Raw genomic sequence first — 15,435 nt, 5'->3', positions numbered from 1 at the left:
GCTCAAAACCCCACCCGCATGCGCGCATAGACGCTCCGTCCGATGGCGCGCGGCGTGGTGTTGGACGGGTCGTAGGCCTCCAGATGCCGGGCATGCAGCAGATTCTGGCCGAACAGCGACAGCTCCAGCGCCGGGGTGACATGCCAGCCCAGATGCAGGTCGGCCTCGGTATAGGCCGGGACGTTCGACACCGCGACCCGGCCGACCCGGCGCAGGGTGGCGTCGAATTCCACCTCCGGCGTCAGGTTCATCTGCGAGCGCAACTGAAGCTGATAGGCCGGATCCTGGCCGGCGGCCTGGAAGTTGGACAGGTCGTTCGCCCCCGGCTTCAGCCGCAGGTTCTTGTGCAGCCAGTTGCCTCCGGCATGCAGGGTCCACCAGCTGGTCAAGCCATAGCTGCCCCAGCCTTCGATGCCGTATGTGTTTCCCTCCATATCGTTGCGCAGCATGATCGGCAGGCCGCCGTCGGTCAGGCTGGTGGTGCGCAGGTCGTCATAGACATTGTAGAAGGCCGACAGCGCCACCCGGCTGTTCGCCACGGGCCGGCCGCGATAGCCGACCTCATAGGCCACCAGCCGCTCCGACTGGAAATCGGGCGAGGGCGCCAGGATGCCAGCCCCCGACAGTTCGCGGTCGACGCGCGACGGCGTGCGCACCGACCGGCTGACCGCCGTCCACAGCATGTGGTCGTCCGACAGCCGCCAGGCGAGCCGCAGGTTGGGCAGGATGTCGAAGCCGGAATAGCTGTTGTATTCCGCCTTCATCCCGACCGTCAGCTTCAGCTTCGGCGTCAGCGTCACCTCGTCCTGGGCGAACAGGCTTCCCAGCGAGATCGTCGCGTCATCCTCCGGGAAGCCGAGGGACACCCGCGAGCGGAAGGCCGACTGCCACACGCGGTACTGCGCGCCCCAGACCAGCTGGTGCCGGCTGCCCAGCGCCACATTGTGCTGGGCCTGAACGTCGAAGGTCTCCAACCGGTCGGTCGCGACCGCATAATCGCGAACCTGCTGGTCGTAATAGGCCTGCAGCTGCACCGACGACCCGTCGCCCAGCCTGTGCGTCCAACGCCCGAGCAGGTTCCCGCCATGCAGCGAGGTGTCGAGCCACTCCGTATGGTTGTGGAAGAGATCGCCTTGCAGGGTGTAGGAGGCCGCGCCGCCCGCCGCGGTGCCATCCAGCCGGAAGCCGGCCTGCGAGCCGTCGAAGGCGTCGGTGGTCACGTCGCCCGGCACCGCTGCGAAGCTGCTGCGCCGGTCGAAGCCGGTCAGATAGCCGCGCAACGCCAGTCCGCCATCCGCGGCCTTGACGCCGTAGCGCAGGGTACCGTTCCGCTCGCCGGAGCCGGCGCCGATTTCGGCGAAACCGCCCTGGCTGTCCGCGGCGGGCCGGGTGATGACGTTGACGACACCGTTGACCGCATTGGCGCCCCACAGCGTGCCGCCGGGGCCGCTGACCACCTCGATCCGCTCGATCTCCGACAGCGGGACGTTGATCGCTTCCCAGAAAACGGTGGAGGCGACCGGCGAATAAACGCTGCGGCCGTCGACCATCACCTGAAGCTTGTTGGCGGCCTCCGGCGAGTTGAAGCCGCGCGCGCTGACGGTGTAGCCGGCGGTGTTCAGCCGGGCCACCTCCAGATTAGGCGCCAGCCGCAGCGCTTCGGGCAGGCTGGTGGCGCCGGACCGCCGGATGTCCTCCGCCGTGATGACATAGACCGCCGCCGCCGCGTCGCTCAGCGGCTCCGGCCGCTTGGAAATGGAGGTGACCTTGATCGTCCCCAGCTCCTCGATGGACAGGGTCGACAGATCCTCGACCGTCTGGGCCGGCGCCGCATGCGGGATCAGAACCAGAGACAGCGTCAGGAGGGCGCCCAGCCTGCGGGCGGGACCACCGGTTCCCCCGGTTCTCTCGCACCGGCTTTCACGATGGAGGGCTGGCCATGGCATCGACGCTTGGTTGCTCTATTCAGTGTCTGCATGAACGAGCTTTATAGCAGTCTTGAGCGTGGTACCTCGCTAGGCGGAACGGCAGAACTCTACCTAGAGCTTTCGGGCGTCTGACCATGGCTGCCGGAAAGCCGGACCCCGCCCACCCGGTCACGCTCCGCCCGCAGCAGGGCGAGTTTCGCCTCCAGCTTGCCGATCTTCCTGTCGAGCTTGCGCAACCGCTTGTGCCGCGCCTTTCCCTCGACCGGTCCGGCTTCGATGCCTTGCCGGGAGTTGGACCCGATCCTGGCATTGATCGCCGCCTTGGCTGCATCGCTCAGCCGTTTCCACCCCTTCACCTCCGCCTTGGTGCGGTGGCAGCCCAGGCAGTTGCCGTCGCCGCCGAAGCGGCAGAGGCCGATGCACGGGTTCCCGCTGTCCATTTTCCCTGTCCTGTCGCTCTGCTTTCCGCTCAAGGGGGACCTGCCGCAGTCTCGTCTCGGGTCGACGACAATGTGCGCCGCTATTTCCGTCCGACAATGGCAGCCGGCGGAAGGCTGGCATGCCTGCAGCCCGGAAGCGCTTCCACAAATCGTTCCGAATGCATGGATCCTTCGATAAGAAATCCATACAAAGATGCGACACACCGCCGCACGAGGACATAAAGCACCAAATTCACCCTACAATCACCTTGCCGAATCCGTACAAGCGATCCATACAAACCTCATCGCCCGATGGGCGCTTCTCCATACGCCATAGAGCGTGGACAGGCGCCCGGACGGCTTCTTCGTGCCAGGTGATCCATGCCCAGCGATGCGCCCATCATCACCCGCCGCCCCGACCATGCGGCGGACACTCCAGACCCGCCATCGGCCTACGCCTCCCACCGCAAGATCCATCCCAAGGCGGTGCGCGGGCGGTACCGGCGGCTGAAGACATGGCTGGGCGTGGTCCTGCTGGCGCTGTTCGCCATCCTGCCCTGGCTGCGCTGGGACCGCGGGCTGGGGCTGCCCGATCAGGCGGTGCTGTTCGATCTGGGCAGCCAGCGCTTCTACATCTTCGCCCTGCAGCTGTGGCCGCAGCATGTCTATTACATCACCGGCGTGATGATCATCGCGTCCATCGGCCTGTTCCTGGCGACGGCGCTGGGCGGACGTGTCTGGTGCGGCTTCACCTGCCCGCAGACGGTGTGGACCGACCTGTTCGTCTGGGTCGAACGGCGGGTGGAAGGCGACCGCGGCGACCGCATCCGGCTGGACAAGCATCCCTGGACCGCCGGCTGGCTGGCGAAGAAGACGGTCAAGCACGCGGGATGGCTGGCGATCTCCCTGGTCACCGGCTTCCTCGGCATCGCCTACCTGACCGACGCGCCGTCCCTGGCGGCCGATCTGCTGCGCTTAGACGCCCCGGCGCTCGCCGCCGGCTCCGTCCTGTTCATCGCCGCCTGCACCTATGCCATGGCCGGCTTCATGCGCGAACAGATGTGCTTCTATGTCTGCCCCTGGCCGCGCATCCAGGCCGCCATGCTGGACGAGGAAAGCCAGGTCGTCACCTATCAGGACTGGCGCGGCGAAGGGCGTGCGCCCCTGCGCAAGAGCGAGGGCTGGGACACCCGCACCCACAAGGGGTTCGGCGACTGCATCGACTGCGGCCAGTGCGTCCATGTCTGCCCGACCGGCATCGACATCCGCGACGGCATCCAGATGGAATGCATCGGCTGCGGCCTGTGCGTCGACGCCTGCAACGACGTGATGGCGCGCATCGGCCGGCCCGGCGACCTGATCCGCTTCGACACCCTGACGGCACAGGCGGCGAAGGCGGCCGGCACCCCGCCGGCCCGCTACCGGCTGATCCGGCCGCGCACCATCGTCTATGGCCTGATGCTGGTCGTGGTCGGCGGTGTGATGGCAATCGCGCTGGCGATGAAGTCCAGCAACGACGTCTCCGTCCTGCGCGACCGGGCACCGCTGTTCGTCACGCTCACCGACGGCCGCATCCAGAACGCCTACACCATCAAGATCGCCAACATGTCGTTGACGGACCGCCACTACCGCCTCAGCCTGTCCGGCCTTCCGCAGGCGAGCCTCAGCCTGTCCGGCGAGGGCACCGAGGCCGGCGAATTGTCGCTGTCCGCCCGCGCCAACGCGGTGGAAACCTACCGCATCCAGGTCCGCGTGCCGCATTCCGCCCTGCCGGACTCCTCCACCCCGGTGACCGTCGTCCTGACGCCCGACAGCGGCGCCGGCCAGCCGGCCCGGCACAACAGCGTCTTCCTGGCACCGTGATCCTCCCCCCGGAGGACTGCCCCTCTCCCGTCGGGGAGAGGGGCACTGGACGCTTGCAGCACCATGATCGGAACGCGCATATGATGCCGACGGTGCCGCCGCAATCAGGCAAGGGAACGGCCAGGACATCCATGCAATCCGACACCCCGGAACACACCGGCCCGGCCGACCCGTCGGACACCGCCGTCTGGCAGCCCGATCTGACCAACCGCGCCAAGCCGGTCTATCTCGCCATCGCCGATGCACTGGCCGACGACATCGCCGCCGGCCGGCTGGCCGCCGGGCAGCGGCTGCCGCCGCAGCGGCTGCTCGCCGACCGGCTGGGCGTGGACCTGACCACGGTCAGCCGCGCCTACAGCGAGGCCCGCCGCCGCGGCCTGCTCGATGCCCGCGTCGGCCAGGGCACCTTCGTCAGCGCACAGGACGTCGCGCCGGACCGCCCGCTGCCCGAGACCGCCCGGCCCCGCCGCGAGGCCGCAGCACCGTCGGCGGTCATCGACATGACCATGAACCAGCCGCCGCTGCCCGACGCGCCGGATCTGCTGGACCGGGTGCGCCGCAGCCTGTCGCAGGCGATGCTGCGGCTCGACCCGCAAACGCTGCTGCGCTATCCGGAGGCCGGCGCCGGCTTCCGCGCTGTGGAGGAGGATTGCGCCGCCGGAGCCCGCTGGCTCGCCAAGCGCCTGCCCGATCTGGACGAGTCCCCGCTCGGCAATCACAGCCGCATCGTCGTTTGCCCCGGCACGCAGAGCGCCCTCCTGGCCCTGCTGTGCATGCTGACCAGCCCCGGCGATACCGTCTGTACGGAGGAGCTGACCTATCCCGGCTTCAAGGCCATCGCCCGGCAGCTCGGCCTGCGGGTGGTCGGGGTGGCGATGGACAAGGACGGCCTCGACCCCGACGCCCTGCGCGCCGCGGTGCAGGCCCACTCCCCGAAGGCGCTCTACTGCACCCCCACCCTGCACAACCCGACGACGGCGACCCTTCCGGCCGGCCGCCGCGCCGCCATCGCGGCCATCGCCCGCCAGCATGGCTTCCCGATCATCGAGGACGACATCTACGGCGTGCTGCCGCAGGACGCCCCGCCGCCCATCGCAGCATTGGCGCCCGACGTGACCTTCCACGTCGTCGGCCTCGCCAAATGCGTGGCGCCCGGCCTGCGCGTCACCTATGTCGCCGCCCCCGACGCCCGTCAGGCCATGCGGCTGGCCGCCGCCCAGCGCGCCACCATCCTCGGCACGCCGCCGGTCCCGGCCGCCGTCGCCACTCAATGGATCGCCGACGGCACCGCCGATGCGCTGCTGACCGCCATCCGTGCCGAGGCGTCGGCCCGCCAGCGCATCGCCCGCGACCTGCTTCCGCCCGCCACGCAGACCGCCCACCCCGAGGGGTTCCATCTGTGGCTGACCCTGCCGCCGGCCTGGACCCGTGGGGAGTTCGCAGCCCATCTGCGCAGCCACGGCATCGCCGCCGCGGTCAGCGACACCTTCCTGACCGCAGGCGCGGTGCCCGAAGCCCTGCGCATCTGCCTCGGCGCACCGGTGACCCGCGCCGACTGCCGCCGCATGCTGGAGGTTCTCGCCGATGCTCTCGACCAGAGTCCCGCCCTGGCCGGCATCGTGATCTGAATTGAGCCTTCAGACCAGATCCCGCGCCATGCCCGACCGGACCAGCAGGTCGGTATCCGGCGAGAAACGCGCCTTCAGCGGCAGCATTGCCGCCCCCAGCACGCGGGCCATCGGGCCGATGGATCCCGCCATCACCGGAGCGGACTTCAGCCCCGACCGGTTGAAGCGCTCCACCGCCGCCGTCAGCCTCTGGGTGAAGCGGTCGCGCCAGGAGGGCGGCAGGAAGCCGTCGACCACCACCTCCTGAAAATCGATGACGCTGAGCGCCGACACGACCGCGCGCGACAGCTCGGCACACGCCGCCTCGGCCCAGGAATCGAAGATGGCGTCCGCCCGCTCGCCGCTGCCGTCGGCCAGTGCCGCCGAAAGCGCCGCGGTCGGGTCGATGCCGGCGGCCTCCAGTTCGCGCTCCAGCAGGAAGATCGAGGCGGCATGGATGAGTTGGCCCGGCGGCGTGCCCGGCCCGGCCGGGCGGGTCGGCATCGAGCCGATGGCCCCGGCATTGCCCTGCTCTCCGCGATAGAGCCGGCCGTCGATCACCACCCCGCCGCCGATGAAGGTGCCCAGATAGATGTAGAGCGCGCTGCGGCTGACAATGGCGTGGCCGGCGATCATCTCGGCCGCGCAGGCCGCCGCGGCATCGTTGTAGAGCGTCACCGGCAGCCCGGTCTCGCGCGCGAAGGCGCCGGCGATGTCGGTATCGCGCCAGCCGTCCAGCGCCCCCGGCGCCAGGCCAAGCTCCGCCGACCAGGCATGGATTTCATCCGGCATGGCGACCCCCAGCCCGACCACCCGCCCGCGCGCCGCCGGCGACAGATGCGCCAGCAATCCGACCGCCTGGGCGATTGCGGTGGAGATCGTCGGCTCCGGCAGCGGCGCGTCGTAGCGCACGCGGCTCGCCCCCAGCTCCTCCCCCAGCAGGTTGATCAGGATGGCCTCGACGCTGCGCCGGCCGATCTTCACCCCCAGCGCATAGGCGCCGTCCGGATTCGGCGCGATCGGGGTGGACGGCTGCCCGACCTGCCCGCGCACCTTGTCCAGCTTGACCAGCAGCCCGTCCTCCAGCAGCCGGTTGACGATCACCGACGCCGCCTGACCGCTGAGACCGGTCTCCCGCGCGATTTCCGCCTTGGACAGCATCCCGGCCTGCAACAGCGCATGCATGACCAGCCGCTCGTTGTAGGCGCGCAGCCCGGTGGTATCGCCGCCCCGCATCCTTCCGCCGCCTCCCCGCCCTTGACCTCGACAATAGTCCGTATAGCAACCAATCATAACAAAATCAAAGTGATTTATTTAGTCCGACTCGGCCATGGTTATGGCCGTTGGATCGATCAACTTTGGAACTTCGCCACCGTAGCAAGCGGCACCCCAAGGGAGCAAGGCTGGCGGAAAATCCGGCTTAATCCCTAACTCTGCTGCGCCATCAACCCCGCTGTCCGAGCCACCTCTCCGCGCGCGCACGCAGATGGCCGAGCCATACGCCCCCGAATATCAAAATCAATGTGATTTATCTATTGCAGCTCCGCTCCGCCTGCGCCATAGTGTTGGTGTGCCCTACAAACCGAATGCCTCAATCGCATCCGGGTGTCGGGCGACCAGTCGCAAAGGGCCGGCGGGACGAAAGCCAGGGCGCGGCCGGACAGGATTTTGGGGAGGAAAACAGGAATGAAGCGTGCGCTTTCCTTGATCGGCGCGGCCGTCGCCGCGTTTCTCGGCAGCTCCGCCCAGGCGGAAACGCTGTCCATCGCCACGGTGAACAACGGCGACATGATCCGCATGCAGAAGCTGTCGGAGCATTTCACCAAGGCGCATCCCGACATCACGCTGAACTGGGTGACGCTGGAAGAGAATGTGCTGCGCCAGCGCGTCACCACCGACATCGCCGCCAAGGGCGGCCAGTACGACATCCTGACCATCGGCACCTACGAGGTTCCGATCTGGACCAAGCAGAAGTGGCTGATGCCGCTGACCAAGCTCGGCGCCAACTACGACGTCGAGGATCTGCTGCCCTCGATCCGCAGCGGCCTGACCACCGACGGCACGCTCTATGCCGCGCCCTTCTACGGCGAAAGCTCGATGGTCATGTACCGCAAGGACCTGTTCGAGAAGGCCGGCCTGACCATGCCGGAGGCGCCGACCTGGGCCTTCGTCTCCGACGCAGCGCGCAAGCTGACCGACAAGAAGGCCGAGGTCTACGGCATCTGCCTGCGCGGCAAGGCCGGCTGGGGCGAGAACATGGCCTTCCTGAGCGCCATGGCGAACTCCTTCGGCGCCAGCTGGTTCGACATGCAATGGAAGCCGCAGTTCAACACCGACCCGTGGAAGCAGACGCTGACCACATATCTCGGGCTGATGAAGGACGCCGGCCCGCCGGGCGCCTCCTCCAACGGCTTCAACGAGAATCTGGCGCTGTTCCAGTCCGGCAAATGCGCGATGTGGATCGACGCCACCGTCGCCGCCTCCTTCGTCTCCAACCCGGCGCAGAGCAAGGTGGCGGACAAGGTCGGCTACGCCCTGGCCCCCGACACCGGGCTCGGCAAGCGCTCCAACTGGCTGTGGGCCTGGAACCTCGCGATCCCCGCCAGCAGCAAGAAGGGCGACGCCGCGCAGGCCTTCATCTCCTGGGCGACCTCCAAGGACTACCTCGACCTCGTCGCCAAGGAAGAGGGCTGGGCCAACGTGCCGCCGGGCACCCGCAGCTCGCTCTACGCCAATCCGGAATACCGCAAGACGGCCCCCTTCGCCGACCTGACGCTGAAGTCGATCCAGGCCGCCGATCCCCAGCACCCGACGGTGCAGCCGGTCCCCTACACCGGCGTGCAGTTCGTCGCCATCCCCGAGTTCCAGGGCATCGGCACGGCTGTGGGTCAGGCTTTCTCCGCCGCGCTCGCCGGTCAGACGACCGCCGACCAGGCTTTGCAGACCGCCCAGACTCTCGCCACCCGCGAGATGACCAAGGCCGGCTACATCAAGTAAGCGGTCACGCCTGACCTTCCGTCCTGTCAGATCACGGCAGAACCTCTGTCCGCCGCCGTCTCAGCCTTCGCCGGGACGACGGCGGCAGAAGGCCGCGCTCCACAACGCCGTTACCCAAGGGTCGAGCCATGGCCACCGCCCACTCGCGTGCCGCCGCGCGCCTGACGATGTCTCCGGCCGTCATCCTGCTGCTCGGCTGGATGCTGATCCCGCTCGTGATGACGCTCTACTTCTCCTTCCTGCGCTACAACCTGCTGATGCCGGGGACGGAGGAGTTCATCGGCACGATGAACTACCAGTATTTCCTCACCGATCCGGCCTTCTTCGCCGCACTCGGCAACACGCTGGCCCTGGTCGGCGGGGTGCTGGTGCTGACCATCGCCGGCGGGATCGGGCTGGCCCTGCTGCTTGACCAGCCCTTCTGGGGGCGGGGCATCGTCCGCCTTCTGGTCATCGCGCCCTTCTTCGTCATGCCCACCGTCTCGGCGCTGGTGTGGAAGAACATGCTGATGAACCCGGTGAACGGACTGTTCGCCGCCATCGCCAAGGGGCTGGGCCTCCAGCCCTTCGATTTCCTGGCCGAGGCGCCGCTGTCCTCGATCATCATGATCGTGACGTGGCAGTGGCTGCCCTTCGCCACCCTGATCCTGCTGACCGCGCTGCAGTCGCTCGACCGTGAAAGGCTGGAGGCGGCGGAGATGGACGGCGCCGGTGCGGTCGACCGCTTCATCCACATCATCCTGCCCCATCTGGCGCGCGCGATGACGGTGGTGACGCTGATCCAGACCATCTTCCTGCTGTCGGTCTTCGCCGAGATCCTGGTGACGACCAATGGCGGCCCCGGCACCGCCACCACCAACATCACCTATCTCGTCTATGCCCAGTCGCTGCTGCAGTTCGATGTCGGCGGCGGCTCCGCGGGCGGCATCGTCGCCGTCGTCCTCGCCAACATCGTCGCCGTCTTCCTGATGAGGATGATCGGCCGCAACCTGGACATCTGACCATGGCGCGCGCCGCAACCAACCGCCACAAGCTGGTCGTGACCCTGATCGCCTGGACCGTCGGGATCGTGATCTTCTTCCCGATCCTGTGGACCGCCCTCACCAGCTTCAAGACCGAGGCCGAGGCGGTGGCGACCCCGCCGACCTTCCTCGCCTTCCACTGGACGCTGGAGAACTACAGCGAGGTCCAGCAGCGCTCCGACTACTTCCTCCATTTCTGGAACTCGGTCGTCATTTCGGTGGGGTCCACGCTGCTCGGCCTGCTGGTCGCCGTCCCCGCCGCCTGGTCGATGGCCTTCGTCCCCGGCAAGCGCACCCGCGACGTGCTGATGTGGATGCTGTCGACCAAGATGCTGCCGCCGGTCGGCGTGCTGATCCCGATCTATCTGCTGTTCCGCGATTTCGGGCTGCTCGACAGCCGCGTCGGCCTGGTCATCGTGCTGACGCTGATCAACCTGCCGATCATCGTCTGGATGCTGTTCACCTACTTCCGTGAAATTCCGGGCGAGATCCTGGAGGCGTCGCGGATGGACGGCGCCGGCCTGCGCGACGAAATCCTGTTCGTCCTCCTGCCGATGGCGGTGCCGGGCATCGCCTCCACCCTGCTGCTGAACATCATCCTGGCGTGGAACGAGGCCTTCTGGACGCTGAACCTGTCCGCCTCGCAGTCGGCGCCGCTGACCGCCTTCATCGCCAGCTACTCCAGCCCGGAAGGGTTGTTCTACGCGAAACTGTCGGCCGCCTCGACCATGGCGGTCGCGCCGATCCTGGTTCTCGGCTGGTTCAGCCAGAAACAGCTTGTGCGCGGCCTGACCTTCGGCGCCGTTAAGTAGGGGGGAACCCGCTATGGGTCAGATCACGCTCGACCGAGTCACCAAAAGCTTCGGCGATATCGACGTCATCCCGCCGCTGGATCTCTCCATCGGCAACGGTGAGTTCGTGGTGTTCGTCGGCCCGTCCGGCTGCGGCAAGTCCACGCTGCTGCGCCTGATCGCCGGCCTGGAGGATGTGTCGTCCGGCACCATCCGCATCGACGGCAAGGACGCCACCGCCCTGCCGCCCGCCCAGCGCGGACTGGCGATGGTGTTCCAGTCCTACGCGCTCTATCCGCACATGACCGTGCGCAACAACATCGCCTTCCCGCTGAAGATGGCCCGGCTCGACAAGGCCGCCATCGACCGCAAGGTGGAGGCGGCGGCCAAGGTGCTGAACCTCACCAACTATCTCGACCGCCGCCCCGGCCAGCTCTCCGGCGGCCAGCGCCAGCGCGTCGCCATCGGCCGCGCCATCGTCCGCGAACCGACCGCCTTCCTGTTCGACGAGCCGCTGTCGAACCTGGACGCCGCACTCCGCGTCAACATGCGGCTGGAGATCTCCGAGCTGCACGCCAGCCTCGGCACCACCATGATCTATGTGACCCACGATCAGGTGGAGGCCATGACGATGGCCGACAAGATCGTGGTGCTGAACGCCGGCCGGATCGAGCAGGTGGGATCTCCCATCGAGCTTTACGGGCGCCCGCGCAACCGCTTCGTCGCCGGCTTCATCGGCTCCCCCCGCATGAACTTCATCGAGGGCGAGTCAGCCCGCGGCGACGGCGCCGACTGCATCGGCATCCGTCCCGAGCATCTCACGCTCTCGACCGAAAGCGGCCGTTGGGCCGGCACCGTCACCGTGTCCGAGCATCTGGGCTCCGACACCTTCGTCTATGTGCAGGTGGAGGGCATTGGCACGCTGGTGGCGCGGGCCGGCGGCGAGTTCCCGGTGCGTCACGGCGACCGCGTCTGGCTGACACCGCAAACCGAAAAGCTCCACCGCTTCGACGCCCAGGGCAATGCGCAGTCCGCGGCGGCGCCGGGCATGAAAGTGGCATGAAAGGGTCCATTGCGATGAGCAGTCCCATGAAGCGTCTCGACGGCAAATCGGCCATCGTCACCGGCGCCGCGCGCGGCATCGGCCGCGCCTTCGCCGCCGCCTATGTCGCGGAGGGTGCAACCGTCGCCATCGCCGACATCAACCTCGCCGCGGCGGAGAAGGCGGCGGCGGAGATCGGGCCTGGCGCCTATGCGGTGGCGCTCGACGTCACCAGCCAGTCCTCGATCGACGCCGCCATCGCCACGGTGGTGGAACGGACGGGCGGCATCGACATCCTGATCAACAACGCCGCCCTGTTCGACCTCGCCCCCATCGTCGAGATCACCCGCGACAGCTACGACCGCCTGTTCTCGATCAACGTCGCAGGCACGCTGTTCACGCTGCAAGCGGTGGCGAAGCAGATGATCGCGCAGGGCCGCGGCGGCAAGATCATCAACATGGCGTCCCAGGCCGGACGGCGCGGCGAAGCGCTGGTCGGCGTCTATTGCGCCACCAAGGCGGCCGTCATCAGCCTGACCCAGTCGGCCGGCCTCGATCTCATCAAGCATAGCATCAACGTCAACGCCATCGCCCCCGGCGTGGTCGACGGCGAGCATTGGGATGGCGTCGACGCCCTGTTCGCCCGGCATGAGGGTCTCCAGCCCGGCGAGAAGAAGCGCATGGTCGGCGAGGCGGTCCCCTTCGGCCGCATGGGCCGGGCGGAGGATCTGACCGGAATGGCAATCTTCCTGGCGAGCCGGGAGGCCGACTACATCGTCGCCCAAACCTACAACGTCGACGGCGGCAACTGGATGAGTTGAAGAACCTCCCTCTCCCGCCCCGGGAGAGGGAAGGGGCCCATGCAAAGCATGGGAAGGGTGAGGGGCAATCCGGACATGGATCTCTGATTCTTGCTCCACCCCTCACCCTCCCCACGCCTGACGGCGCGGGTCCCCTCCCTCTCCCGGGACGGGAGAGGGCAACACATCTCCCTCCGCCGACTTCCGCAGGACCCCCCATCATGACCATCGCCCTTTCCGCCGCCACCCTCCCGAACATCGCCGCGCGGGCATCGGTGCCGGTTTACGACCGGTCCGCCCTGACCGCCGGGATCCTGCATTTCGGCATCGGCAACTTCCACCGCGCCCATCAGGCGGTCTATCTCGACAGCCTGTTCGCCCAGGGCCGCGACCATGACTGGGCGATCCTCGGCGCTGGCGTGATGCCGTCGGACCAGCGCATGCGCGACGCGCTGGAAGGCCAGGACTGGCTGACCACCGTCGTCGAACAATCCGGCGCGCAAAGCCTCGCCCGCGTCACCGGCGCCATGGTCGGCATGCTGCCGGTCGGCGACAGCGACGCCATTATCGCCAAGCTGGCCGACCCGGCCATCCGCATCGTCTCGCTGACGGTGACGGAGGGCGGCTATTACATCGACGCCGCCGGCAGGTTCGACGCCGGCCATCCCGCGATCCGCGCCGACATCGCCGTGCCCTCCCGTCCCACCACCGTCTTCGGCCTGATCGTCGCCGGTCTGGCCCGCCGCCGCAGCGACGGCACGGTGCCCTTCACCGTCATGTCCTGCGACAACATCCCTCACAACGGTGTCGTCACCCGCAACGCCGTGCTGGGCATCGCCAGGGAGATCGACGCCGACCTCGCCGCCTGGATCGAAAACTCCGTTGCCTTCCCCAACGGCATGGTCGACCGCATCACGCCCGCCACCGGCGTGCAGGAGCGCGAGACCCTCGACCGCGATTTCGGCATCGCCGACAACTGGCCGGTCTTCTGCGAGGACTTCACCCAGTGGGTGCTGGAGGACCGCTTCTCCGCCGGCCGCCCGGCGCTGGAGGCGGTGGGCGTGCAGTTCGTCCCCGACGTGACGCCCTTCGAGACGATGAAGATCCGCATTCTGAACGGCGGCCATGCGGTGATCGCCTATCCGGCCGGCCTGCTCGGCATCACCTACGCCCATGAGGCGATGGAAACCCCGCTGATCCGCGGCTTCCTGCAAAAGGTCGAGCGGGAGGAGATCATCCCGACCGTGCCGCCGGTGCCCGGCACCGACCTGCACTCCTATTTCGGGATCATCGAGCGCCGCTTCGCCAACCCCAAGATCAAGGACACCATCCGCCGGCTCTGCCTCGACGGCTCCAACCGCCAGCCGAAATTCATCGTCCCGTCCATCGCCGACCGCCTGAAGGCCGGCGCCGGCATCGAGGGGCTGGCCCTGGAATCGGCGCTGTGGTGCCGCTACTGCTTCGGGACAACCGACGACGGCCAGCCGATCGAGCCGAACGACCCCAACTGGGACCGCCTGACCCAGGTCGCCGCCAAGGCCCGCACCGAACCGACCGTCTGGCTCGACCAGGAGGACATCTACGGCGAGGTCGGCAAGTCGCAAATCTTCCGCGACGCCTTCTCCGCCGCCCTGCGCGCCCTGTGGACGGACGGCACCCGCGCCGTGCTCACCCGCTATGCCGGCGGATCCAACTGAAGGACTTGCCCGCCATGACCGCTATGCCGCCCACCGCATCGCAGCCCATCGACGTGCTGTGCCTGGGAGAGGTGCTGATCGACTTCATGCCCGCCGGCCCGGCGCAACCGGGGGTGATCGGCGCCTTCGATCCGGCGCCGGGCGGGGCGCCGGCCAATGTCGCGGTCGGTCTGGCCCGGCTGGGGGTACGCAGCGCCTTCATGGGCCGTACCGCGGCGGACGGCTTCGGCCGCTTCCTGGCGCGGGCGTTGACGGATGCCGGGGTCGATGTGTCCCACCTGCGCCGCGTGTCTGACGCCAGGACACCCGTCGCCTTCGTCTCCCTCGACGAGGACGGGGATCGGGAATTCCTGTTCTATGGCGAGCCGATGGCCGGCTTCTCCTCCACCGACCTCGATCTCGATGCCGTCGCGTCGGCCCGCCTGCTGCACTCCGGCTCCATCGGCCTGATCGACCCGGCCGCCCGCCAAGCGAGCCTGCTGGCGGTGGAGACGGCGCGCCGCCATGGCCGGTTGGTGTCCTTCGACGCCAACCTGCGCCTCGCCCTGTGGCCCGACCGCGACACGGCAGAACGCCTGATCCGCCAGGGCATCGCCGCCGCCTCCATCGTCAAGCTGAGCGACGAGGAGCTGGAATTCCTGACCGGCAGCGCCGATCCGGACACCGCCGGCCGCAGCCTGTGGCATGAGGGCCTGCGCCTGCTGGTGGTGACGCATGGCCGGAACGGCTGCACCTTCCTGACCGCCGATGCGTCCGCCCATGTGCCGGGAATGACCGTCACCACCGTCGACACCACCGGGGCCGGCGACGCCTTCGTCGCTGCACTCCTGGCCGGCATTCTCGAAGATGCCGCGACCGCCTTCACCCCGGACCGGCTGCACGAGGTTTGCCGGTTCGCCAACGCTGCCGGGGCGCTGACCACCACCGCCCCCGGCGCCATCCCCTCCCTGCCCGACCGCGCCGCGGTCAACCGGCTGCTGGCCCGCTGAAGCCGGGCGGATTTTGAAGCTTTCAGTGGTCCGCACCCCGGCCAGGGGCTAGGATTTCCCGGTCACCGTTTCCCTCATCCGCACCTGTATCGAACGCCCTTTCCCGCAATGGGAGAGGGCGTTTCCATTTGGCCAAATGAAACACTCAACACCACTGGAGTGCCCCCTGAAACTGAGACAGTGTTAAAGTGTTCCGGTTCTCTGATGGAGAGGACCGATGGGAGAGAAGCGAAGTTTGGAGTTCAAGGTTTCGCTGGTTCGACGGCTTGAAGCTGGCGAG

General features: G+C 68.0%; 12 protein-coding genes. 9 read left to right on the top strand and 3 right to left on the bottom strand.

The features are described from left to right. Positions 1-2 precede the first annotated feature (2 nt). Together GBZ48_RS27070 and GBZ48_RS27065 are read right to left on the bottom strand one after the other, a co-directional pair. Complete coding sequence (locus tag GBZ48_RS27070) at positions 3-1,946, bottom strand: TOL_0244 family TonB-dependent receptor (RefSeq protein WP_174473868.1); 1,944 nt, start codon at positions 1,944-1,946, stop codon at positions 3-5. Between the two features lie 89 nt (positions 1,947-2,035). After that, entirely contained in the window at positions 2,036-2,368 is a 333-nt protein-coding gene (locus tag GBZ48_RS27065) for a DUF1289 domain-containing protein (protein WP_174473867.1), read from the bottom strand. A gap of 360 nt (positions 2,369-2,728) precedes the next feature. On the opposite strand from GBZ48_RS27065, the gene ccoG reads away from it, so the two are divergent. Then, complete coding sequence (ccoG, locus tag GBZ48_RS27060) at positions 2,729-4,210, top strand: cytochrome c oxidase accessory protein CcoG (RefSeq protein WP_174473866.1); 1,482 nt, start codon at positions 2,729-2,731, stop codon at positions 4,208-4,210. 131 nt (positions 4,211-4,341) lie between these two features. Then, positions 4,342-5,838: an aminotransferase-like domain-containing protein gene (locus tag GBZ48_RS27055; RefSeq protein WP_174473865.1), complete on the top strand. Its 1,497-nt coding sequence runs from the start codon at positions 4,342-4,344 to the stop codon at positions 5,836-5,838. A 9-nt stretch (positions 5,839-5,847) separates the two neighbouring features. On the opposite strand, the gene GBZ48_RS27050 is transcribed toward GBZ48_RS27055, so the two are convergent. Beyond that, positions 5,848-7,053 (bottom strand): ROK family transcriptional regulator, encoded by a 1,206-nt coding sequence (locus GBZ48_RS27050; protein WP_246307491.1) that lies wholly within the window; start codon positions 7,051-7,053, stop codon positions 5,848-5,850. Between the two features lie 450 nt (positions 7,054-7,503). On the opposite strand from GBZ48_RS27050, the gene GBZ48_RS27045 reads away from it, so the two are divergent. The 7 genes from GBZ48_RS27045 (at position 7,504) to GBZ48_RS27015 (ending at position 15,155) form a co-directional block, all read left to right on the top strand. Continuing rightward, on the top strand, positions 7,504-8,814 hold the full coding sequence (locus GBZ48_RS27045) for an ABC transporter substrate-binding protein (protein WP_174473863.1): 1,311 nt from the start codon (positions 7,504-7,506) through the stop codon (positions 8,812-8,814). Between the two features lie 128 nt (positions 8,815-8,942). Further along, positions 8,943-9,815 (top strand): carbohydrate ABC transporter permease, encoded by an 873-nt coding sequence (locus tag GBZ48_RS27040; protein ID WP_174473862.1) that lies wholly within the window; start codon positions 8,943-8,945, stop codon positions 9,813-9,815. Between the two features lie 2 nt (positions 9,816-9,817). Continuing rightward, on the top strand, positions 9,818-10,648 hold the full coding sequence (locus GBZ48_RS27035; RefSeq protein WP_174473861.1) for a carbohydrate ABC transporter permease: 831 nt from the start codon (positions 9,818-9,820) through the stop codon (positions 10,646-10,648). A 13-nt stretch (positions 10,649-10,661) separates the two neighbouring features. Then, positions 10,662-11,690, top strand: a complete 1,029-nt coding sequence (locus tag GBZ48_RS27030) for an ABC transporter ATP-binding protein (protein WP_174473860.1) — start codon at positions 10,662-10,664, stop codon at positions 11,688-11,690. A gap of 26 nt (positions 11,691-11,716) precedes the next feature. Continuing rightward, the gene (locus GBZ48_RS27025; protein WP_174473859.1) at positions 11,717-12,490 is read left to right on the top strand and encodes an L-iditol 2-dehydrogenase; all 774 of its coding nucleotides are present in this window, start codon (positions 11,717-11,719) and stop codon (positions 12,488-12,490) included. Positions 12,491-12,690: 200 nt separating this feature from the next. After that, positions 12,691-14,166, top strand: coding sequence for a mannitol dehydrogenase family protein (locus tag GBZ48_RS27020; RefSeq protein WP_174473858.1), 1,476 nt, complete (start codon positions 12,691-12,693; stop codon positions 14,164-14,166). 14 nt (positions 14,167-14,180) lie between these two features. Then, complete coding sequence (locus GBZ48_RS27015) at positions 14,181-15,155, top strand: carbohydrate kinase family protein (RefSeq protein WP_174473857.1); 975 nt, start codon at positions 14,181-14,183, stop codon at positions 15,153-15,155. The last annotated feature ends 280 nt before the right edge of the window (positions 15,156-15,435 follow it).

Source organism: Azospirillum melinis (assembly GCF_013340935.1).
GTDB lineage: Bacteria > Pseudomonadota > Alphaproteobacteria > Azospirillales > Azospirillaceae > Azospirillum > Azospirillum melinis.
This window is presented reverse-complemented; position numbering and strand designations above follow the sequence as displayed.

What these genes read in the sequence shown, in the direction of transcription:
- GBZ48_RS27065 (WP_174473867.1), bottom strand. Translation starts at nt 2,368, where the DNA reads ATGGACAGCGGGAACCCGTGCATCGGCCTCTGCCGCTTCGGCGGCGAC.
- ccoG (WP_174473866.1), top strand. Translation starts at nt 2,729, where the DNA reads ATGCCCAGCGATGCGCCCATCATCACCCGCCGCCCCGACCATGCGGCG.
- GBZ48_RS27030 (WP_174473860.1), top strand. Translation starts at nt 10,662, where the DNA reads ATGGGTCAGATCACGCTCGACCGAGTCACCAAAAGCTTCGGCGATATC.
- GBZ48_RS27015 (WP_174473857.1), top strand. Translation starts at nt 14,181, where the DNA reads ATGACCGCTATGCCGCCCACCGCATCGCAGCCCATCGACGTGCTGTGC.
- GBZ48_RS27045 (WP_174473863.1), top strand. Translation starts at nt 7,504, where the DNA reads ATGAAGCGTGCGCTTTCCTTGATCGGCGCGGCCGTCGCCGCGTTTCTC.
- GBZ48_RS27055 (WP_174473865.1), top strand. Translation starts at nt 4,342, where the DNA reads ATGCAATCCGACACCCCGGAACACACCGGCCCGGCCGACCCGTCGGAC.
- GBZ48_RS27025 (WP_174473859.1), top strand. Translation starts at nt 11,717, where the DNA reads ATGAAGCGTCTCGACGGCAAATCGGCCATCGTCACCGGCGCCGCGCGC.
- GBZ48_RS27070 (WP_174473868.1), bottom strand. Translation starts at nt 1,946, where the DNA reads ATGCCATGGCCAGCCCTCCATCGTGAAAGCCGGTGCGAGAGAACCGGG.
- GBZ48_RS27020 (WP_174473858.1), top strand. Translation starts at nt 12,691, where the DNA reads ATGACCATCGCCCTTTCCGCCGCCACCCTCCCGAACATCGCCGCGCGG.
- GBZ48_RS27040 (WP_174473862.1), top strand. Translation starts at nt 8,943, where the DNA reads ATGGCCACCGCCCACTCGCGTGCCGCCGCGCGCCTGACGATGTCTCCG.
- GBZ48_RS27050 (WP_246307491.1), bottom strand. Translation starts at nt 7,053, where the DNA reads ATGCGGGGCGGCGATACCACCGGGCTGCGCGCCTACAACGAGCGGCTG.
- GBZ48_RS27035 (WP_174473861.1), top strand. Translation starts at nt 9,818, where the DNA reads ATGGCGCGCGCCGCAACCAACCGCCACAAGCTGGTCGTGACCCTGATC.